This window comes from Bradyrhizobium sp. LMG 9283 (genome assembly GCF_045571415.1).
Taxonomy (GTDB): Bacteria; Pseudomonadota; Alphaproteobacteria; order Rhizobiales; family Xanthobacteraceae; genus Bradyrhizobium.
Genome location: NZ_CP120691.1, coordinates 7,524,072 through 7,545,132, shown reverse-complemented (window position 1 = coordinate 7,545,132; position 21,061 = coordinate 7,524,072). Strand labels below are relative to the sequence as shown.

15 protein-coding genes and 1 pseudogene are annotated in these 21,061 nt (G+C 60.1%); 12 read left to right on the top strand and 4 right to left on the bottom strand.

The window, feature by feature from the left end:
• Nucleotides 1–437: 437 nt before the first annotated feature.
• Both P6U29_RS35155 and P6U29_RS35150 read right to left on the bottom strand, forming a co-directional pair.
• The gene (locus P6U29_RS35155; protein WP_407114768.1) at nucleotides 438–1,394 is read right to left on the bottom strand and encodes a S1/P1 nuclease; all 957 of its coding nucleotides are present in this window, start codon (nucleotides 1,392–1,394) and stop codon (nucleotides 438–440) included.
• A gap of 243 nt (nucleotides 1,395–1,637) precedes the next feature.
• Nucleotides 1,638–1,895: a hypothetical protein gene (locus P6U29_RS35150; protein ID WP_407114767.1), complete on the bottom strand. Its 258-nt coding sequence runs from the start codon at nucleotides 1,893–1,895 to the stop codon at nucleotides 1,638–1,640.
• A 491-nt stretch (nucleotides 1,896–2,386) separates the two neighbouring features.
• Here P6U29_RS35150 and P6U29_RS35145 point away from each other — a divergent pair, with 491 nt between their 5' ends.
• The 7 genes from P6U29_RS35145 to P6U29_RS35115 all read left to right on the top strand — a co-directional run bounded on the left by P6U29_RS35145 (nucleotide 2,387) and on the right by P6U29_RS35115 (nucleotide 9,656).
• On the top strand, nucleotides 2,387–3,250 hold the full coding sequence (locus tag P6U29_RS35145; protein WP_407114766.1) for a branched-chain amino acid ABC transporter permease: 864 nt from the start codon (nucleotides 2,387–2,389) through the stop codon (nucleotides 3,248–3,250).
• Nucleotides 3,247–4,467, top strand: a complete 1,221-nt coding sequence (locus P6U29_RS35140; protein WP_407114765.1) for a substrate-binding protein — start codon at nucleotides 3,247–3,249, stop codon at nucleotides 4,465–4,467. Before P6U29_RS35145 ends, P6U29_RS35140 begins: the two co-directional genes overlap by 4 nt.
• 65 nt (nucleotides 4,468–4,532) lie before the next feature.
• The gene (locus P6U29_RS35135) at nucleotides 4,533–5,543 is read left to right on the top strand and encodes a branched-chain amino acid ABC transporter permease (RefSeq protein WP_407119507.1); all 1,011 of its coding nucleotides are present in this window, start codon (nucleotides 4,533–4,535) and stop codon (nucleotides 5,541–5,543) included.
• Nucleotides 5,530–6,264 carry an ABC transporter ATP-binding protein gene (locus tag P6U29_RS35130; protein WP_407114764.1) on the top strand — a complete coding sequence of 245 codons (735 nt, stop codon included), beginning with the start codon at nucleotides 5,530–5,532 and terminating at the stop codon, nucleotides 6,262–6,264. The genes P6U29_RS35135 and P6U29_RS35130 overlap by 14 nt, the downstream gene beginning before the upstream one ends.
• Nucleotides 6,257–6,952 carry an ABC transporter ATP-binding protein gene (locus P6U29_RS35125; RefSeq protein WP_407114763.1) on the top strand — a complete coding sequence of 232 codons (696 nt, stop codon included), beginning with the start codon at nucleotides 6,257–6,259 and terminating at the stop codon, nucleotides 6,950–6,952. Before P6U29_RS35130 ends, P6U29_RS35125 begins: the two co-directional genes overlap by 8 nt.
• A 77-nt stretch (nucleotides 6,953–7,029) precedes the next feature.
• The gene (locus P6U29_RS35120) at nucleotides 7,030–8,286 is read left to right on the top strand and encodes an amidohydrolase family protein (RefSeq protein WP_407114762.1); all 1,257 of its coding nucleotides are present in this window, start codon (nucleotides 7,030–7,032) and stop codon (nucleotides 8,284–8,286) included.
• Between the two features lie 149 nt (nucleotides 8,287–8,435).
• Nucleotides 8,436–9,656 (top strand): substrate-binding protein, encoded by a 1,221-nt coding sequence (locus P6U29_RS35115; RefSeq protein ID WP_407119506.1) that lies wholly within the window; start codon nucleotides 8,436–8,438, stop codon nucleotides 9,654–9,656.
• A gap of 58 nt (nucleotides 9,657–9,714) precedes the next feature.
• On the opposite strand, the gene P6U29_RS35110 is transcribed toward P6U29_RS35115, so the two are convergent.
• Nucleotides 9,715–10,497, bottom strand: coding sequence for an enoyl-CoA hydratase-related protein (locus tag P6U29_RS35110; RefSeq protein ID WP_407114761.1), 783 nt, complete (start codon nucleotides 10,495–10,497; stop codon nucleotides 9,715–9,717).
• A gap of 716 nt (nucleotides 10,498–11,213) precedes the next feature.
• Between P6U29_RS35110 and P6U29_RS35105 the strand changes: the two genes are divergently transcribed.
• On the top strand, nucleotides 11,214–12,539 hold the full coding sequence (locus P6U29_RS35105) for an MFS transporter (protein WP_407114760.1): 1,326 nt from the start codon (nucleotides 11,214–11,216) through the stop codon (nucleotides 12,537–12,539).
• Nucleotides 12,540–12,743: 204 nt separating this feature from the next.
• Nucleotides 12,744–15,380: a CehA/McbA family metallohydrolase gene (locus P6U29_RS35100; protein WP_407114759.1), complete on the top strand. Its 2,637-nt coding sequence runs from the start codon at nucleotides 12,744–12,746 to the stop codon at nucleotides 15,378–15,380.
• 162 nt (nucleotides 15,381–15,542) lie between these two features.
• On the opposite strand, the gene P6U29_RS35095 is transcribed toward P6U29_RS35100, so the two are convergent.
• A complete protein-coding gene (locus P6U29_RS35095) occupies nucleotides 15,543–16,634 on the bottom strand; it encodes a LacI family DNA-binding transcriptional regulator (RefSeq protein WP_407114758.1) in 1,092 nt (363 codons plus the stop codon).
• Nucleotides 16,635–16,894: 260 nt separating this feature from the next.
• Between P6U29_RS35095 and P6U29_RS35090 the strand changes: the two genes are divergently transcribed.
• The 3 genes and pseudogenes from P6U29_RS35090 to P6U29_RS35080 all read left to right on the top strand — a co-directional run bounded on the left by P6U29_RS35090 (nucleotide 16,895) and on the right by P6U29_RS35080 (nucleotide 20,592).
• Complete coding sequence (locus tag P6U29_RS35090) at nucleotides 16,895–18,097, top strand: CaiB/BaiF CoA transferase family protein (RefSeq protein ID WP_407114757.1); 1,203 nt, start codon at nucleotides 16,895–16,897, stop codon at nucleotides 18,095–18,097.
• Nucleotides 18,098–18,473: 376 nt separating this feature from the next.
• Nucleotides 18,474–19,493 carry a hypothetical protein gene (locus tag P6U29_RS35085; protein ID WP_407114756.1) on the top strand — a complete coding sequence of 340 codons (1,020 nt, stop codon included), beginning with the start codon at nucleotides 18,474–18,476 and terminating at the stop codon, nucleotides 19,491–19,493.
• A 173-nt stretch (nucleotides 19,494–19,666) separates the two neighbouring features.
• A pseudogene (locus tag P6U29_RS35080) lies at nucleotides 19,667–20,592 on the top strand (dihydrodipicolinate synthase family protein).
• Nucleotides 20,593–21,061: the final 469 nt, after the last annotated feature.

Below are 21,061 nucleotides of genomic sequence, written 5' to 3'. Positions count from 1 at the left end.
TTACCCCATCCTGCGGCTGGGGCCGTTTTGAACTTGCTCAGCATCGTTCAATCCGGGTCACAACCATGCTAGAAGCATTGCTATCGCGCTATTTGGAACGGGCATCTTTTCTCAGCTTGATCGAGCGCTCTTCAGCGGGCGCAATACTGACGCCGCGATCAGCTTATCCAGGAGATCGGCCGCGGGTTTGGCTTATAGACCCCGCGGTTGTCGGGAAAGCAATTCCAAGCCCTGCAGCCCGACGTTCCGGCGCAATTGGTCAATCCTGAATGCGCAGTCTCCGTCCCGGGGCATGAGGTTACTTCGGCCCATGCTTGCCAGCCAACTCGCGAGCAGCCAAGTTGAGCTCCAGCTCTCTGAGCTGTTCGATCAACTGCTCTATGATCTCGTCATAATCGGATGGCAAGAATGCACGCCCGCGCAATGCCAGCTGTGGCCTACTTCAATGCGTTGTTGATCAGGTTGGCGAGCCTTGCTGCCGCCAGAGCCGCTTGGCTGCGCGCGATGTTCCGGACGTTGGTCTCATAGTCGCGGGTCAGGAGAACCGGATTATCGCCAAGGCTGACCGGTGCTGCGTAAGCATACTGCTTGGCGAGTTCAGCGCTCTCATCGATCCATTTTTGCGGGTCCGCGATCTTAGCGGCAACCTCGTTGACGGCGAGACTTGCAAGCCCTTCCCTGGCATCCGCGTCAAATATAGCTCCGTAAGGCGACACGTAACCTCCAAAAAGACTGTCCCAATACGCATGAAGCGCCACGGGCTCTCCGGTTGCCGGTATCACCTGTTCGGCATTGCCGCCGGCATCGCCACCCGGAATTTGTCGCGTGTACCGGCTGCTGCCATGGAGTGGCTGATGCGCATCGCCAACGAGATGCAAAATCCAGACGAGGTCATACGAGCGAACATCATCCGACGCGCCCGAACTTGCCGGAAGGGCTGCAATCATCAATTTCATCTGCGTGATAAGATCGACGGCGTCCGGAGGCGGAAGCGGCGTTCCGTCCGGCGTCCAATTCACGTCCTTATAATGCCAGTAAGCGTGCTGGTTCTTGTCCGAATAGCCGATGTTCTGGCCGGCTGTCGGACTATCCAACTTGTCACGCGTATAGTTGTATTCCTTGGTCTTGATGTCGTCCGCCCAGGTCGCCGCATGGACGAATGCGTAGAGCTTGGCAGTCTTGGGGTCTGTAATGCCGGATGTCCATTTTTCATAATCCGGATTTAGCCGCAGCAGGACGTCGACCTTCTCTTTAACTGGCGGATCGAGCTTCTTATAGGCCACGTAGGCAATCTGCATGTGGCCGGCATCCCACCAGGCCGAGGCAGGGCCCGTGAGGCTCCCCAAAATCAAGGCGATGTAAGCGAGAATACCAAGCGAGCAGCGCGGGGTCATAAATTTCTCCTGACAAAATGACTTTCCCGACATTCTAGGTTCGTGGCCGGCCAAGTTGGTATGAAGCGCTTCACAATTCTAGATAGCAGACCAGGACGACAGTGGATGTCCGCTTCGTCTGTTGCGGCAGATTACGCTGCCCTGCGGCAGCGACCGTCCGTCTGCCCGTGCTCGAACGATACTCCGGCATTAGGCAAAGGCGCGCCGAACTCCGGATGGACCCGAAGAGGGCGCGTTAGTTTGCTAGGCGCCTGCGACTCGCCTTGAGCCGGTATCGATAACCGTGACCGTGCCGTAAAGACTCGCCACATAGGCCTCCGGCGCAAACGCAACACCGGCACTGGGATTTGCGCGGTCAGCATTTTCTTGAGCGCATTGATGCTGTTGATGCTGCCAGCCGTGCACCACATACACGTCCTCTGGAACACGTTTGCGGGTGCCGTGATTGAATTTACATTTCCGCTCGTTGGCAAGCCAGGTGTTCGGCCCAAATGACTTCATCCTTTTTGGTGCTGAACTAACCGCCGGCGGCCATCGTCAAGTGGCGGGTCCTCTCGTCTGGTTTCCTCCCCATGGTTCGGCATCGTTCGCCGCGGAACGCGTTTGCGCCTGCCTGCGACGCGGTTAGGGCATGCGGATAGCTCTCCTATCGCTGTTGGCCCATCGAAATTGGGCTGGCGAGAACGTTAGCGACTCGCCGGAGGGCTCTCTTTGACGCGGGCGCAATGTCGCTTGCCCGGCGAACATTACCCAAGATTACTCAGATCTCCCTACGTTTCTCTAGGCAATCTCGCGCCGCATGTCGTGAATGAAGCGCCGACAGGCGGGCCGCCCAAGAAGCCCACCATCGCCTGCAACTCCCTTTGCCGGGATGACCTTCCAGGAGCGCTCTCGTGCCAGCAGCCCTTCGCATTCCAACGAGTAGCTCACGCCTTCGAGCGGTCGGCGTGAAGATGATGTGCTCGCAATCCCAAGGAATGTGACGCAGCAGCATGGATACGCTACTTATCGCGACGTTCGAGATCTTGAGCTTTGGCGCCATCGTTGTGCTGGTCGTGCTCGGTCTCGGGATCATTGCCAGCATGATGGGCATCTTCAACTTCGCCCAGGGCGAGTTCGTCCTGCTCGGCGCCTACGTCACTTATCTCGTGCACAGCGTCGGTCTGCCGGTCCCGCTGGGCATGCTTGCCGCGCCCGTCGCGGTCGGCATGCTGGGTTTCGTGCTGGAAAAACTCGTGGTGCGACGGTTCTACGCCGCTCCAGTCGTCGCCATGCTTGGCACCTATGGGCTCGGGCTGATCATTCGTGAAGCCGTGCGCGGCCTGACCGGGGGACTGTATCTCTCGGTGCCCGAGCCGATCGGTGGCTCTATCACGATCGGTAGTCTGCATTTCGCCACCTGGCGCGGCGTCATCGTCATCATCACTTTGCTGGTGATGGCCGCGAGCCATGCGCTGCTTGCCTACACCTCGTTCGGCCTGCGAGTCCGCGCCTCGCTGGAGAACCCACAGCTGGCGCGTGCCTCGGGCATCTCCACGGGCATGATCTACAGCGTCACCTTTGCGTTTGGTGCGGCGCTCGCGGGCCTCGCCGGCGCGCTGATCGTGCCGGTCTTTTCACTGTTCGCCGATCTCGGCATCCGCTTTCTTATCCAGGGTTTTGTTGCCGTGATGGTCGGCGGCGTCGGGTCCTTCGCGGGCCCGGTCGCTGGCGCCAGCGTCATCGGCACGTTCAGTGCCTGGCTGCCTTGGCTGATGTCACCGGTCATCGCCGACGTTCTGGTATTCGTGCTCGCCATCATTTTTATCAAGTTTCGGCCGCAAGGCCTAGTTTCCGGAAGAGGGGTCAACCGATGATCAACGCCAGCCGTCAACTGAGCCGCCGCCGCTTTCTCGGCAATTTTGCCTTCGCTTCCGCCGCCATCGCGGCGGGCCCGGGCAGCTGGGTGATCCGCCCGGACTGGGCAAATGCTGCGGAAGGCCCGATCAGGCTCGGCATTGCGACCGATCTTACGGGATCACTCGGCTTCGCCGGCAACACCGACGCCAACGTCGCTCGCATGCTGGTCAAGGAAATCAACGATTCCGGCGGCCTGTTGGGGCGCCCAATCGAACTCCTGATTGAGGATACTGCCTCAGACGAATCCGTCGCCGTGGGAAATGTGCGTAAGCTGATTCAGCGAGACAAGGTCGACTTGGTGCTCGGCGGTATTTCGAGCTCGATGCGCAATGCGATCAAGGACGTCATTATCTCCCGCGGCAAGACGCTCTATATCTATCCGGAAGGTTACGAAGGTAAAGAGTGCACGCCCTATCTGTTCTGCACCGGACCGGTCCCGGCTCAAAATTGCGACCAATTCATTCCATGGTTGATCAAAAATGGTGGCAAACGCTTTGCCCTGCCTGGCTCCAATTATGTTTGGCCGCAAACAATCAACGCCTATGCGCGCAAGGTGATTGAGAGCAGCGGTGGCGAAGTCATCTTCGAAGAATACTACCCGCTCGATCAGATCGACTTTTCCTCTACGGTTAGCCGTATCATATCCAACAAAGTAGACGTGGTTTTCAACGCCATTGTCCCGCCCGGCGTTAGCCCGTTCTTCAAGCAGCTCTATCAAGCCGGCTTCTCCAGAAACGGCGGGCGGCTGGGCTGCGTCTACTATGACGAAAACTTCCTGGAAATGAACCAGGCCCACGAGATCGAAGGGCTTGCGAGCTGCCTCGACTACTACAAGGTGCTCGCGGCGGAGGATCCAGTGAGCGCCAGGATTCAATCGGCTTACGACAAACAGTTCCCTGCCAAGTTCCGGTTCTCGGCAGGCAGCGCCGCTACCGGCACCTATCGAGGACTGAAGCTGTGGGAGGCTGCAGTGAAGGAGGCCGGTACAATTGACCGCGACGCGGTAGCCGCCGCCCTCGACCACGCGAAGATTGCGGAAGGGCCGGGCGGGCCTGCCGAGATGGCGCCGGGCAAGCGCCACTGCAAGATGAACATGTACATTGGAGTGGCGAAGGGCGGCCAGTACGAGATTGTCGCGCGTAGCGCCGGCCTGGTCGATCCGAAGGAGTGCTGATGTCATCGACCGGCACTGGCATACAGCCCCCGCCACGCGTCATTGAAGCTGCTCGTTCGCCCGTGATGGCATCTGCCTTCGCAGGGCGAAAGAAGGTGCTTCCGCTTCTCGAACTAACATTGCTGATTGCCGCATCGATCGCACCTCTCGTCCTGCGGGATTACATCACTGTCTATGCGACACGAGTGCTCATTCTGTGCCTCTTCGCGTTGTCGTTCGACCTGGTGTGGGGCTATGCGGGTATCTTGAGCTTGGGTCAGTCGTTGTTCTTCGGCATGGCCGGCTACGGTGTGGCGCTGCTTTCACGCGATTTCGGGGTTGGATCGTTTTTTGCCGTTCTTCCGGCCGGAACCCTGATAGGCTTTGTGGCGGCATTGTTGCTGGCAGGCTTCCTGCTGCTCGGCCGTCACCCCTCCAGTGTGGTCTTCGTTTCACTTGGTACTATGACCGGAGCTTACGCAGCTGACCGGCTGGCGAGAGGTTCTCATTATCTTGGCGGTCAGAACGGTATCCCTTCGATCCAACCGATGACAATCGGCTCGCACGAACTGAGCGAGGGACCAGGTTTTTACTACCTGGTGCTCGCCATTCTGGTTCTGATCTACCTTCTGTCGCGCTTTCTGTTGCGATCCCAGTTCGGACTGGCGCTGGCGGGATTGCGAGAGAACGAACAGCGTATCGCCTTCTTCGGCTACAAAGTGCAACATTTGAAGGCGATCATATTCGCAATCAGCGGCGCGATTGCAGGTACTGCCGGTAGCCTCTATGCGTTTCACGAGGGGTTCGTCTGGACGAACATGCTGGGCGTGGTCATGTCGACCCAGGTCGTGCTCTATGTCTTGTTCGGCGGCTCCGGGACATTGATCGGTGCGATCATCGGCACCGCGATCGTCGAGGGCCTCAGCTTCTGGCTCTCCGACAACTATCGCGATATCTGGCCGATCATACTCGGCGTTCTGCTGTTGCTCGTCATTCTGTTCCGACCCCTCGGCTTGATCAGCCTCGTGCTGGGCGAGCGGGAACGTGTCGGTAGTTTCGGCCCGGGCCTCAAGGAGAAGCGCAATGCCGCTCCTTGAAGCCGCCGGCATCTCCAAGGTCTTTGGCAAGCTCATCGCGCTGGACGGAGCGGCACTCACGGTCGGCGAGAGAGAGTTTCATGGCCTGATCGGGCCGAACGGCTCGGGCAAGAGCACGCTGATGAAGTGTCTTGCAGGTGCGCTAGTGCCGACGCAAGGCAAAGTGACGTTCATCAATACTGACGTCACCTCGTATACGCCGCCAGAACGTGCGCGAGCGGGCATGAGCCTGAAATTTCAGATCACCGCCGTGCTACCGACCCTCACGCTTTACGACAACATCCTGCTCGCGCTGCAGGCGCGGTCCTCGCTGCTGGATCTGGCGTTCTCGCGCAGTCGAGGACGACTGCACGAGGAGGTCATGACGATGCTCGGCCAATTCCGGCTCGCCGATCGCGCCTTTGATGCTGCGGCGGCCCTATCGCACGGGCAGCAGCAATGGTTGGAGATCGCGATGGCGCTCGCGTGCCGACCGCGCCTGCTGCTGTTGGACGAGCCCACCGGCGGCATGAGCCTGGAGGAGCGCCGCGTCACCGGCGAATTGCTGCAGCCGATCAAACAGCATTGCTCGCTCGTCATCGTGGAGCACGACCTGGATTTCATCCGCGACATCTGCGACCGCCTGACCGTGCTCGATCAGGGCAAGGTGCTGGCGTCAGGAACGGTTGCCGAGATCCAGGGCAACAGAAGCGTCCAGGAGATTTATCTGCGCCGTGGCTGAATTCCTCAATATCAAGCATCTCGATGCCGGCTATGGACGCAGCCAGGTCTTGTTCGGCGTCAACATGGCCATTCCGCCGCGCGGCGGTGTGGCCGTCCTCGGCCGCAACGGCGCCGGAAAGAGCACGCTCATGAAAGCGATTGTTGGCGAACTGCCGCCATGGAAGGGCCGCCTGCAGTTCAACGGCCAAGACATCGATCGCAGCCGGACCGAAATGCGGGTGCGGGCCGGCATTGGATATGTGCCGCAAGAGCATTCAGTGTTCGCGCGCCTCTCCGTGCGTGACAATCTCGCCGTCGGATCGCTTTTGCACCCCCATGGATCGGCAGTGGACCGGGTGATGAGGATGTTTCCAAAACTCGGCCAGCGCCTTGATCAGCCGGCCGGAACGCTCTCCGGTGGCGAGCGCAAGATGCTCGCAATCGGGCGCGCTATCCTCGGAAACCCTAAACTCCTCCTGCTCGATGAGCCGACCGAGGGGGTCTGGATCGGCGTCATCGAGGAGATCACCGAGCGCTTGGTCGAGCTAGCCAGAGAGATCGCCATCATCATCGTCGAGCAACATCTCGACCTCGCAATGCGTGTAGCGGAGCACGCCTACGTGCTCGATCGCGGCCGTGTCGCGCTTTCGGGCCCGTCGCAGCAGCTGCGCAACGACCCGCGGCTGTTGACGTATCTAGCGCCGTAGAGGCGTTCGCCGGCGGCCATCTCCTGGCCGAAGGTGGCGCATTCGAGTTCCTTGCGATGGCTGAACAGAGAGGGGCGATGTCCGAAACCATGAGCGATTTTGTGAATGCGTGCCAAGTCGTCGATGTCCATGAACATCACATGCCCGAGGTCGCATATAGCCGGGACGTAAATCTGTTGAAACTGTTCCAACAGAGCTATGCGGCTTGGACGAGCCACGTGCTGCCATCCGAGCCCAAGGCAACGATCGAAATGATGTCTAGCCCTACCGAGCCGACCACCTGGGAGGCGCTTGCTCCGTTCCTGGAGAGGAGCGGATCGAACGCATTCGTCCGTAACCTTGTCCGCGGAGTTGCCGAGCTTTACGGCGTCGCCGACACTGGAATCACCCGCGACAACTGGGAGGCGGTAGACGCTTCAGTGCGCTTGCGCCACAAGGAGGCGACATGGCCAAGTGAAGTGATTGGGCGCGCCGCCATCGGACGGATCGTAACGGACCCTTTTCTCGATCCGTTGATGGATCCGCGGCCGGTCCTTGGGCAAAGTTACGATGCGGTCCTGCGGATTAACGCATTCGCCCTCGGCTGGCACTCCGAATCCCGCGATCATAATGGCAATTGCGGCCATACGTTGCTGCGGCGCCTCGGCATGGAGGTGAAAACCTTCGATGATTATTGCGACGCAATCCGCGAGCTCGTAGCCGGCTGCTCACGGCGCAATCACATCGCACTCAAGAACGCACTCGCCTATGACCGGGATCTAAGCTTTGACAAACCGAGTGAGGAACTGGCTCGGCAGGCCTGGGGACAAAGGTTTCCATCCCGTGCGGCGCGTAAGGCGTTCTGCGACTTTGTCGTCGACTTGTTTTGCCAACTCGCAGGTGAGGCCGACCTGCCAGTCCAAACGCACCTTGGAACGGCAATCATAAGCGGCTCCCAGCCGCTACGTATCACCGGGTTGATTGAGCGTCATCCTCGGACCCGCTTTCTGCTGATGCATTTGGCCTATCCCTGGAGCCGGGACTTGTTGGGAATGGCCTTTGTGTATCGAAATGTTTGGCTTGATCTGTGCTGGTCTTTTCTGTTGAGCCCGTCACATTTTAAGCTCGCCCTGCACGAAGCTATTGAAGTCTTGCCGGATGAATCGCGAATGATGATCGGAGGAGATTGTCTTCACGTTGAGGAGACGTTTGCCGCGATACAGGGCGCACGCCGGCTAATCAGCGAGGTTATGAACGAAAAAGTCGTGAACGGTTACTTTCGGTCGAAAGACGCAGAGCGCTTGGCGATCAGAATCCTTGGCGAGAACGCGAAGGAGTTTTTCAGACTGTCCTGAATGCTGCACTTCGTTACGCGATTTTACCCAAACATGAGCTGAAGAGGCTGCTTGAAACCCAAAATGACGGATAGCTTTCCGGCTACCGCGCCCCCGGAAAGAGCAGGGCACGTCGATTTGAGGCCATGAGCCAAGGGGAGGTCAGTTCGATGTTGAATGATCACCGACAACTCAGCCGCCGCCGCTTTCTCGGCAATTTCGCCTTTGCGTCTGCGGCCATTGCGGCCGGCCCGGGCAGCTGGGTGATCCGTCCTGACTGGGCCAACGCCGCCGAAGGCCCGATCAGGATAGGCATTGCCACCGACCTTACGGGGGCACTTGGCTTTGCCGGGAATACCGACGCCAATGTCGCTCGCATGGTCGCGAGCGAGATCAACGAGAATGGTGGTCTGCTGGGGCGTCCCATCGAGCTCCTGATCGAGGACACCGCGTCCAACGAGTCCGTCGCGGTTGGCAATGTCCGCAAGCTGATTCAGCGAGACAAGGTCGACCTGGTGCTCGGTGGCATTGCGAGCTCGATGCGCAACGCCATCAAGGACATCATCATCTCTCGTGGCAAGACGATCTACATCTATCCGCAGGCCTACGAAGGCAGGGAGTGCACGCCTTATCTGTTCTGCACCGGCCCGGTACCGGCGCAGAATTGCGACCGGTTCATTCCCTGGTTGATCAAAAACGGTGGCAGACGCTTCGCGCTGCCTGGCTCCAACTACGTCTGGCCACAAACAATCAACGCCTATGCGCGCAAGGTGATCGAGAGCAGCGGCGGGGAGGTGGTGTTCGAGGAGTACTACCCGCTCGACCAGATCGATTTTTCATCGATCGTGAGCCGCATCACGTCCAACAAAGTAGACGTGGTATTCAACAGCGTCATCCCCCCGGGCGTCGGCTCCTTCTTCAAACAGCTTTATGAAGCGGGCTTTTCCAGGAATGGGGGACAGCTGGGCTGCGTCTACTATGACGAGAACACGCTCGAAATGAATCAGGCTCACGAGATCGAAGGCCTCGCCAGCAGCCTGGACTATTACAAGGCACTCACGGTGGAAGATCCGGTGAGCGCCAAAATTCAGTGGGCCTACGAAAAGCAGTTTCCTGGCAAGTTCCGGTTCTCAGCAGGCAGCGCTGCGACCGGCACTTATCGAGGATTGAAGCTGTGGGAAGCCGCAGTAAAGGAAGCCGGTACAATTGACCGCGAGGCGGTCGCCGCCGCGCTCGACCACGCAAAGCTTGCGCAAGGGCCTGGCGGGCCGGCGGAGATGGTGCCGGGCAAGCGCCACTGCAGGATGAACATGTACGTTGGTGTGGCAAAGGCCGGCCAATACGAGATCGTTGCCCGTAGCGCCGGCCTGGTCGAGCCGAAGGAGTGTTGAATGCCACATGTTACGCGGGCCAGCTTCGCTGGCACCGCATGCGAGCGGATCGCGGTAGCTAGTTCCCGCGATAGTTCGGCGGCCTCTTCTCAAAGAAGGCGTTCATGCCTTCCTGCTGGTCAGCTGTGCTGAACGCAAACCGGATCGCTTGGCGCTCAAACTCGAGCCCGGCGTCCAGCGTGGTCTGAAACGCGGCGAGAACGGCCGCTTTGGCAAGTTCAGCCGAACGGGGAGGCTTTTGCGCAATCAGATCGGCTACTTCGAGCGCACGAATTTGCGCAATGCCGCTTTCGACAACTTCCGCCACAAGACCGGCCTGCATCGCAATTCGCGCGGTAATGGATTGGCCGCTCAGGATCATCAGCATGGCCAGCGATTTGCCAGCCACGCGTGTCAGCCTTTGCGTTGCGCCATCGCCCGGCAATATCCCGATGTTAATCTCGGGCTGCCCAAATACCGCCCCTTCGCCTGCTATCACGATATCCGCGAGCAGTGCCAATTCGTGGCCGCCGCCGAAGCAAATGCCCTCGACCGCGGCAATGAGAGGCTTGGGGAAATTGGCGACATCCCGCCAGGCAGAACGTCGCGCGGAATTGTCGATTGCCTCAAAGCCCCGCTCTCGCATCTCCTTGATGTCGGCTCCGGCAGAGAAGAACTCATCGCTGCCACAAAGCACGACACAGCGGACATCTTCGTCGATTGCGGCATCGCGCAAGGTGGCGCCTAGATCCACAATCATGTCGTTGCTCAAGGCGTTTCGTTTCGATTTCCTATTCAGCGTCAAAAGGCGCACGTGGGGCGCGACAGATGTCGACAGGATGAGATCGGACGTCTCGGTCATGGAGCGGTTCTCCTGAAGGAATATGAGAATCAGCCCTTAAACTGAAATCGATTTCTTAGCAATGCGGCCGTCTTGAAGCCCGTTTTTGGCTGAATCAGACCCCGCTTCGCTGGCGCCATTCGCTTAACGCGGCGCTGACGGGGCCGGCGAGGCGGGTCTCACCCTTGAAAAACCGGCTTGACTCCACAGTTCCGAACTCCTATTGCTCGTGAAATCGATTTCATAAATCGGTGTATAAGAATGCCCAGTACTGCGGGAAACCGGAAGCATGCGGCCGGCGAGAGTGGGTCGCATCTGAGGGGTCTCATTGACGCTGCGGCGGTGTTGTGACGCCGCGCTGTCCAACAAAAACATCAGCTTCTTCAGAAGCGCGCTTAGAGCAACAGGAGGAAGGCTAGCCATGGGATCGGCACGGAATCTCGCGCGCGCTATATGCCTGCCGCCGCGCAAGTCGGAAGCAACGAAGGAGGCGTCCTGCGCGATGAGGGTCGTGCAATGGCCGCTCGTGAGGCGAGGCCCGCAAATACGTGAAGCGAGGCGGGCTTTCTGCCGGCACCCCGGGCACCTTTTGCGCCTGCGCTTCCGCGGTCCGGCCTGCTCAACGCGGCCGCTCTCGTAAGACCCCGCCGCGGCGGGCGCAGTCGAGCCGACGGGCGGCTGCTCGTTCTCGCGCGACCCGCAACATCATCAACGTCATCAATAGAGCCCGAGGACCCATGAACATCATTGCTCAGCCCAGCGCTGTACCCATCCAGCTTGACAAGCAAACTGCCAACAAGCGGATGACCGCCGGCCTTGGAGGAGGGGTGGCGCTGGAGTGGTACGACTGGAATGTCTACGGCGTAATGGCAGCGTTTCTCTCGCCGCACTTCTTCCCTTCCGATGATCCCACCACCTCGCTGCTGGCGGGACTGGCCGTGTACGGGGCGGGTTTTTGCGCTCGGCCGCTGGGCGCGGCTTTGCTGGGGCCGGTCGCAGATCGCATCAGCCACAAGCGCGTGATGCTGATCTCGGTCACGGCCATGGCGGTTTGCTCGCTTTTGATATCCTTGTTGCCCACCTACAAGGACCTCGGCGTCACGGCGGCCGTAGCGCTGCTGATCATGCGGCTCATTCAGGGGCTTGCCACAGGCGCTGAGGCTGGTGTCGCCAACGCCATTGCAATTGAATTGGCGCCACCTGGAAAGGAGGGACACTACCTCGGTCTGATCGGTGGCACATTCATTCAGTTGGGAAACCTTGGATCCAGCCTGGTTGCCTTCCTGGTGAGCGCCTCGGTCGCACCTGAAGCCATGCGCGAGTGGGCCTGGCGCATACCCTTTGCGGTCGGTGGCGTGCTGGGCCTTTTGATCATCTATCTGCGCACGACGGTGCCGGAAACCTTGATCAATCGAGCCATGCATCGGCAAGATGAGTCTTCGCGCATTCAGGAAACGACTGGCGGTGTATGGAAAACGCTATGGAGCGTCCGCCTTTCGCTGCTCGCCGTCATCCTGGTGATCGGGTCGGTGCAGATCGCCAACTATGCCTGGAACACCGGTCTGCCCAACATGGCCAACACGGTCTTCAAGGAGAACAGCACGTATGTGTACGGGATCATGACGCTGATGGTCCTGATCTGGATGTCAACGGCGCCTCTTGTCGGGGCTTTCGCGGATAAGGTGCGACCCTCGCGCGCGTTCACGCTGCTGCGCCTTTTGCTTATCCCATGCTTCTTCCTGACACTGCTCTATTCGGAAAAAGGCATCGTCACGTTCTTCTTTGTCACGGTGTTCGGCGGCGCGATCGTGGGCTTCAACATGGCCCTCTATAACTTCATCGCCACCACGCTGATGCCGCGCGCCGTGCGGACCACCGGAGTGGCCCTCGGCTATGCGCTTGGCGTCTCTCTGTTTGGCGGGACGTCACCCTATCTGCTGGTCTGGTTGCAACGCGAGCACATCGGTTGGATGTTTCCCGTCTACGGATCGTTGATCGCGCTCCTGAGCGTGCTGGTCTACCAGATCGCCAAGAAGCGCGGCCGCCTCTACATCGGTGAATGAACACGCTCTGCCCCTGCGCTTCGCCGTGCCGGCGACAGACGCAAAGCGTCCGCGTCAGGTGCAGAACATACGGGCTCGCGCGTATCTCTTCATGCCGGGCATGAGCATGGGATTGGCGCAAGCGTCCTTGCGCGAGCAGTCATTCACAAGACAAGACAAGACTGCTTGCGGGGCACTGAGTTGCTGAAAACTGGAGTCCGAAGCATGAAAACACCTTCATCGCCGCACTTCACGCCTGTGGACTTGAAGCGATATTTCAACGCCAGGCGCGCAAATGCCGGTGAAGGTTTCGCCAACCGCCCGGGTGACACCGGCTGGATCGATTCGCTTCGCGGGCTCCAGACCCATCGCGGCATGCCCTTTCTCTTCGGCAGCGAAACAGGGCCGGATGTGCTGGAACTGCGCCCCGGGGCCCCTCCTGCAGTAATTGCGTTGCCGCCGACAATGGCGAGCTATGTGCTATTCGTGCAAGTGGCGGCAGACCGTCCCAGTGCAAGCCCCGAGGGTTTCGGAGAGATCGGCCCGGCTACGCTCCCTGTAGAAGGTAATGCACTCGGCGATCGGGTGGCGACATACGGGCTCCGCTACGCCGACGGCAGCGAGACCGACGTGCCGGTGCTGCGCCGCTTCGCGATCCAGCAGAATCACATCTCCTGGAGTGCGAGTGCGTTCGCCGCCCTGCCGCTACGCGCGCCCATCGTGCATGCAAGCACCGGCGAGGACTTTGTACTCGGAAGAGCGCCGGGGGCAAGCTTCTTCCAGGGCGAGGCCCGCACCCAATCGGGACGCATGGATCGACAAGGTGAGAACCTGTGGCTTTACGCGCTCCCGAATCCTTATCCGGATAAGGAGCTTTCGGCGTTAAGCTTGCGCGCGGAACAGGAAATCTCGCTTGTCTTTGCGGTGACCACGACAACGCTCACCCAGCACCCGCTGCGCCTCCAGGGCCGTCGCAAGCTGAAGGTGAGGCTGCCGCCCGGGGTCCATCTGAACAAGCTTGGCGAGCTCGATGTCGACGATCGAGGCGAGCAGATCGGCATGGACCTCGGCACGGTCATCTCGGCCCGCGCAGTGCTCGAGTACTCCAGAGCGGATTGGCTGGGCGCCAAAGTTGATGTGCAGCCCGTGCGCTCTGCGAACGAAGTCATCGTGGAGTACTCCGCGCATCCGGACGCAAGGCTCTACCTGCGCTCCGACGATGGCTGCTTGCACATGTTCGAGCTTCGATCGTTGGAAGCTGCCAGTAACGCAGGGGGCGCCGCGCTCAATGTGGCGACAGTCGAACCGGCCACAAGGCCGGTCAAGATTCGCATCGTGGAGAAGGGCAGTGGCTTGCGTGTTGCCGCGCGGCTGCATGTCCATGGTGCGCACGGGGAGTATCTGCCACCCAAGGGACATCACCGCAAGGTCAATACCGGCAGGTTCGAGGACTTCTCGGGCGAATTTGCCAATGGGCTGAACCAGTATGCCTACGTGGACGGCAGCTGCGAGGCGGACCTGCCGCTCGGGCCCGTGTTCGTAGAGATCTGCAGGGGTTTTGAGGTGCGCCCACTGCGCACCATCGTCGAAATCACTGCAACGACGGACAATCTCACCTTTGAGCTCGATCGTGTGCTGCGCTGGCGCGAACAGGGATGGGTTAGCTCTGATACGCACGTGCATTTCCTGAGCCCGCAGACAGCGCTGCTTGAGGGCAAGGCGGAGGGTGTCAACGTCGTCAACTTGCTCGCCGCACAGTGGGGCGAGCTATTCACCAACGTCGCCGATTTCGACGGACGCACGACGATCGGGGCAAAGGATTTCGGCGGGGACGGAGAATTCCTGGTTCGGGTCGGCACGGAGAACCGGATGCAGGTTCTGGGGCACATATCGCTGCTCGGCTACCAAGGTGAGATGATCAATCCGCTCTCTTGCGGCGGGTCCAACGAAGCTGCGATCGGCCATGTTCTGGAAGCGACCATGGCCGACTGGGCGGAGCGCTGCCGTCAGCAAGGGGGGCTGGTCGTAATGCCCCACGCGCCGAACCCGCAGGCGGAGCGGGCGGCCGACATTGTGCTCGGCCTTGTCGACGCCATCGAAATGATGTCGTTCAACCCGCGGACCGCGCAGATCAGCGCATTTGGTCTCGCCGATTGGTATCGCTACCTCAACATCGGGTACCATCTGCCGCTGGTAGCCGGCTCCGACAAGATGGACGCGGCCGCACTCCTTGGGGGCTCGCGCACCTATGTGCGGCTGGGCGAACGCGACTTCACGTATCGCAACTGGATGGATGCCGTACGCAGCGGGGACACGTTCATCACGGTCGGGCCTCTGGTTGAGATGATCGTTGAAGGACGTCGCCCTGGAGGCACGGTGGCCCTTCCCCGTTCAGGCGGCACCATCACGATCGACTGGCGGATCGAATCGGTCAGCGTTCCGCCGGCGCGGGTGGAGCTCATATGCAACGGCACGGTCCTCGAGGAGGTTCGGTGCGGGGGCTTGTCGTGCAAGGGGCAGCTCTCCCTGCCCATCAGCGAGTCATGTTGGATCGCGCTGCGCGTTCGGGGCAGTGTCGCCGGACGCGACGCCGACATTGCGGCGCACACCAGTGCGGTATATGTCAAAGTAGGCGGGATGCCCATCTTTGCCACCGCGGATGCGGTGTCGGTCCTTGCACAAATCGAGGGATCGATCGCCTATATGGACACGCTCGCTCCCAAGTCCGACGAAGCGCGACACTCGCGGCTGCGAGCTGCCCTGGAACTCGCGCATCATCGTCTGCATCATAGACTGCACGAACTGGGCGCCAGCCACCACCACGCGCCCGTTCACTCCGTTCACGTTGAAAGCGAGCATTGAGAAGCCTCTTGTGCCATTGACGATCGCGCAGGCGGCGCGTCGCATGCTCAGCCAACTCTACTTACGGGCGATCAGTGAAATGGGGCGAGCTGCTTGCCTCGCCGGGTGCCTGGGGAAGGACAGGCCACGGTTCTGAAACGGATTTCAGAAATCGTGGCCCGATCAATGATCTCGACTGCGCCCGCGACGGACGGAACGGACGCTGGACCGCGGCGGGGCGCTCGATGAGCGCATGACGAGCCGGTACGGCAACACGACGCTTCTCGGGACAGGACTTCCGGCAATGGCATTGATGAGATAATCGGCGGCTCCCCGGCCGATTTCTGCTGCCGGAACACTGACCGTTGTGAGCGGCGGGTCCATTTGCGCCGCCAGCTCCACATCGTCAAATCCTGTGATGGAAAGCGTGGCTGGTACGGCCAGACCCATCTTGCGAGCCTCTGCCATTGCACCGATGGCAAGCGTGTCGGTGGTGCAAATTACTGCTGTCGTGTCCGGGTGATCGGTGAGGAGTTGACGAAGGGCACTACGGCCTTGGGCAAGCGAATAATCGGCCTTGACGATCTGGGTTGGCTTGAGCGGGAGGCCGGCGTCCGAGAGCGCGCGCTGAATTCCCTCAAGCCTGGCGCGGGATCTGTCGTTCGACGCAGCAACAACGTTGGCAATCGCGCCGAAACGGACGTGTCCAAGCCTTAGCAGATACTCCGTCATCTCGCGGGTGGCGCTTTCGTTGTCGATACCGATCGCCGGGATGCCGCCGGCGGCCTTGGCAACATAGGTGGTGATGACGGGTACTCCTGCCTGTTCGATCAGGCTCCTCAGCTCCCGTCCGTGGGACGCTCCGACCAGCACGATTCCATCGATGCCGCGTTCAATGAGACTTTGCAGTTCCTGAAATTCACGCCGCTGGTCATATTGCGAATTCGCAATGAACAGCGTGTACCCGCTTTCGCTGAGGCGGTTCTGGAGCGCTTCCACGCCTTCTGCAAAGATACCGAGCGCCAGTGTCGGAACGATGACGCCAACGGTCCGCATGCGTCCCGATTTCAATGCTCTGGCTGCGCTATCACGCGTGTAAGCCAGGTCATTAATATGCCGCATGACCCTGTCGCGAAGCTCCGGCCGTACGATATCGGGGTGATTGAGCACCCGCGACACGGTCGCCGGCGACACATTCGCCTTCCGAGCAACGTCCTCGATCTTCACGCGCGGCTGCTGGCGGCCTTTTGGCGCGATTACGTTTTTCTTGTCCATTTGGTCAACCAGGAGAAGGAGAGAGTCTCCCCTCAAAAAGGGTTAAACCATCACGAGCGCCACCTTCTCAAGCCCCGTATGCGCGCCATCCGCACGATTTCTGGCCCTATCATGCGCAGATGGAGCAGGATGAGGCGGATCTCATTCGAAAGTTGGTTGATTCGCTTGACTCCGGTTCTTGCACGGCTTACTTCTGAAATCGATTTCAGGACTCGAGAGCCAAAGTGCTCGATTTCCGGGAAAACCGAAAGCAAGGATGTATGGTCGATCTCTTGAAGGGCATTCGTGTCCTCAGCCTCAATCACTTTCTAATGGGTCCGGTCGGCGTGCAGTTTCTTGCCGACCTTGGTGCGGACGTGATCGCCGTGGAACCGCCCGGAGGGGCCTTTCAGAGGAAATGGGGCGGGGCGGACAAGCGGGTTGATGGCCAGTCGATGTTGCTTCTGACGGGAAACCGCAACAAGCGCAGCCTCACGCTCGATCTGAAAAAACCCGAAGCCGTGGTCATCGCCAGGCAACTGATCGCGAAATCGGATGTGATCGCAGAGAACTTCCGCCCGGGTGTGCTCGACAAGCTTGGTCTCGGCTACGAGGATGCAAAGAAGATCAATCCGCAGATCATCTATGCCGCTGCCTCCGGCTACGGTCCTGACGGGCCCTACGTCAATCGCCCAGGCCAGGATCTGTTGATCCAGGCGCTCTCAGGACTTGCGATGATCACCGGAAGCCGCGAGCAAGGGCCGCGGGCTGTCGGCGTTTCCGCCATCGATCATCACGGCGCCGCCTTGTTTGCGGCGGGGATCTTGGCTGCCCTGGTGAGGAAAGCGCGCACGGGGCAGGGCTGCCGCGTCGATGTTAGCCTGCTGTCGGCTGCGCTCGACCTGCAGATGGAATCTTTTACCTGCTACCTGAACGGCCAAAGGCCTGACGACGTCCGTCAGACCGGCCCGGTGGCCGGCTGGTACTATGGCGCGCCTTACGGCATCTATGCGACACGCGATGGACACATTGCGATCTCTTTGGGATCGCTGGAGGCGCTCTCAGACGCGCTTGGCCTTCCGGCCGACCAGCGAATTCCTGACGAGGAGGCGTATCGCCGGCGGGACGAGGCCTCTGCCATGATTGCGGCCAGTGTCGCCAAAAGCACCACCACCGAATGCATCGCCTTGCTCGAAGCGCGTGGAATTTGGCACGCTGCGGTGAACGATTATACCGACGTCGTTGCGGATCCGCAGATCGCGCACAACAGGAATTTTCAGGTCGTGACCGGCGCGACCGGAACTCCCATCACTCTCGTCAGCCATCCCGTGCGCTACGACGGCGAGCAGCCGGAGGTGCGTTTGCCGCCGCAAAAGCTCGGTGCGCAAACGGAAGAGATTCTGAAAGAGCTGGGCTATGACGGCAGGACATTGAAGGATCTTTACGTTACGGGCGCCATCGGCGCTGCGGACTCGCATCACTAAACGAACAAAGAGACTTCTCGAAATCAGCGCGCTTGCGTCAGGAGGGGTGGTGATCGGCATAAACTTGCGCGCGGCTTTCCCTGCGGCTGCTGACGAGGTTTGCTCCTCGGCAGCCACGCAAACCAAGCACGCTTGGAAGTCTCGTGAACGCTAACCGTTCACGCCAGTCCAGTATCTGTTGGTAAAGAGCTCTAAGTTGTCGCCAAGCCAAAGCCGCGCGGCGAGTTTTATGTTGGACCAGAAGCCATGTCGGAAAGCCAATATCTGCCCGCGCGCGAGCGTATGCTGAAGCGCATTGCCGAGACTCGGGATACTGCACGCTCGGGCTTGCCACACTGGGCGAGTGCCGCCGACGGAAAATGGACGTTTACGCCCGATGGTGATTGGACCGGCGGGGCATTTGTCGGTGAGCTTTGGCTCGCGCATCTCGCATCCCAAGCAGTTCCCAATCAAAGACGCCCGTGCTGCGCTAACTCGAATGTTGCCGCGTGCCGAGCGGCTTACGGCCTTCAAGGGCTTCGGCTTCTATCATGCTGGCGCCCTCGGCAGCATCCTGTTCAAGGATGAAAGCGCCCGCGCGGCGGCTTTGACCGCAGCAAGGTCGCTTCGTGATATGTTCGATCCACACCTCGGGCTGATACCGTTGGGCGGGGATGCCGAGGAGGCGAGCGCAGTCGGAGCCTCCGAGAGCAGCATCGACTCGCTCCAGGCGACAGGCCTGCTCTATTGGGCGGCGGACGAGCTTTCCGATGCCCGCATGGAGGAGATTGCCAATGCACATATGCGGCGTGTCCTGGACATCCATGTGCGGCGGGACAATTCAGTTATCCAGTCTTCCACGCTTGATCCCCACACCGGCAAGGTACTCAGAACGCATACGCACAAGGGATATAGCGATATCAGCACCTGGGGCCGGGCGCAGGGATGGGCGATGCTCTACACCGCTCACGCCGCCATGCTCCGCCCGGACGAACCGCTATGGCGCGACTACGCCGTGCGCCTTCTTGACTGGTGGATCGACCATGTCCCTGCGGATCTCATTGCCTTCTGGGATTTCGACGATCCGGCGATCCCCAACACCAGCAGGGATACTGCGGCCACTGCTATCGCTGCTGCCGCGGCGCTGCGCCTCGCATCCGCACTTGGTCCTGAGGGGGGCGCCAAATATAGACTATTTGCGGAGCGCACAGTTACTCAGCTGAGCTCGAAGTACCTGACACCGACTGCTCCCGATGACCCGCGCCCGCCTGGAATGCTCACGGGCGGCTGCTTCACCCGAAAGGCGATCGTGCGCGATATCGATGCGGCCCAGAACGTCGAGCTGATCTTCGGAAGCTACTTCCTGTTTGAATGTCTTGCCATCCTGACGGACCTGGTGCCGCCTGGCTGGATCTAATGAGGAGGCGCGAAAGGCTTCCAACGACAGCAAAGCCTCAAACCAATCTTGTTCGTCACGCCACGCCAGTTCTGTCCAGGAAGTTCGACGGCATCGGCTCCACTCCTTTGATGTTTGCGATGGGCTGATCGAGTTCGAGAGCAACTGACTGCCTCCTGTCTGGAATCCTCTACATGAGAAATGCGAAAACTCCCATCTATCGCGGCTTGTTCCCAGTCGCTCCGATGCCGTATACGGACTCTGGAGATGTCGATCTCGAAGGACAGCGGCGCGTTCTCGATGCATGATCGATCAAGGCGTGGACGGGATCTGCATTCTGGCCAACTATTCCGAGCAGTTCCTGCTATCTGATCAGGAACGTGACATTCTGGTCAGCTCTGTCTTTCGCATGTCGCGGGCCGCAAGCCAGTCATGGTGACCTGCAGCCATTTCAGCACGCAGATTGCGGTGCAACGCGCCCGCTATGCGGCCGAACGTGGCGCAAGCCTCCTCATGCTGATGCCGCCTTACCACGGTGCAAGTCTCAAGGCGGATGAAGGCGCCATGATCGGGCATTTCGGGCGGGTCGCGGACGCAGCCGGGATTCCAATCATGGTCCAGGACGCGCCGCTCTCCGGCGTTACATTGACGGTCCCGTTTCTCGTCCGGCTCGCTTGCGAGGTGCCGCTCGCCAGATATTTCAAGATCGAGGTGCCGTTTGCGGCTGCCAAGCTGCGCAGTCTGATCGCGCTCGGCGGTGAGGCCATAATTGGTCCTTTTGACGGGGAGGAAGCCATCACCATGATGGCAGACCTCGATGCCGGTGCGAGCGGAACAATGTCAAGCGCGCTGTTGCCCGATCTGCTCCGCCCCGTGCTCGATCATCACGAAGCGGGCGGCAGGCAGGAAGCCGCTCTTGCGTATGCAAGGGTGCTGCCGCTCATAATTTCGAGAACCGCCAGTCGGCCTGCGCGCCGCCAAGAGCGTGATGGCTGAAGGTGGCGTGATCAAATGCGAAGCCGTGCGGCATCCGCTCGAGCAGATCCATCCCGCAACGAGAGCCGGATTGATCGAGCTTGCGCGTGAGCTCAACCCGCTGGCTCTTCGCTGGGGACATTGAGGTGCGGGCATCAAGCGCCGGGAGGCGAGAAAGATTTGAACGATTTTGCGAGAACCAGACATTCGAAAGACGCTCGGGACGGTGCGGGCGGCCGGGCTCGAACCGGCACAGCTCCTTTCGAGCCGAGGGATTTTCGTACCACTACGACTTTCGTCGCCTCGCCTGGACGCGTTCGCGCGTCCGGCTAGTTTGTGGTCTGGACTATACCTTCACCGTTGCGCTTCGCGCTTTAGGTGCTGCTCGTCTAGTCTCTACACCTTCGAGCCGTTCGTTCGAACGGCGCGCTTGGCTCGGGATTGCCTGTTACCGGTTTCCCCGAGTTTGGGCAGTTCTGCACCTCGGGTTTCCCCGGGGGCACTCAAATGCTTAAGTCCCTTGCGTCTACCAATTTCGCCACGCCCGCGTTGCGCCATTCTAGCGGGCTAAGTGCCCGTAAGCCAACGAAGAATTGCTATAGCGGATTCTCCGA